We start from the raw sequence: 332 nt of genomic DNA, 5'->3' as shown, positions 1-332 counted from the left end.
GTAGCGCCAACGTATCCAGCCGGTCAGGTGGTGACGTTTGACGGCAGTACGTATATTGCAAATGTGGCATCGCCAACAGGAACACCAGGAACGTCCCCGGATTACACGTTGTTGGCTGGCGCGGGAGCCACGGGTGCGACAGGGGCAACCGGAGTTGGTGTAACTGGAAGTAACGGAGCCACCGGAGACACAGGAGTTACCGGCGTCACTGGAGATACAGGAGTTACCGGTGCCACGGGTGTCAGTGTAACGGGAAGTACAGGAGCAACGGGGGATACGGGTGTAACCGGAGCCACCGGCGTTACCGGCGATACAGGAGCAGCGGGTGTAAC

Annotated in this window: 1 pseudogene; it reads left to right on the top strand. The window is 59.6% G+C overall.

Features of this window, described 5'->3' with window-relative positions:
* Positions 1–332, top strand: a pseudogene (locus BUA17_RS31770) (hypothetical protein); the annotation flags it as partial.

Source organism: Paenibacillus sp. ov031, assembly GCF_900143165.1.
In the GTDB taxonomy this organism is placed as follows: domain Bacteria; phylum Bacillota; class Bacilli; order Paenibacillales; family Paenibacillaceae; genus Paenibacillus; species Paenibacillus marchantiae.
The sequence above is the reverse complement of the archived record's forward strand: the minus strand, read 5'-3'. Positions and strand labels throughout refer to the sequence as shown.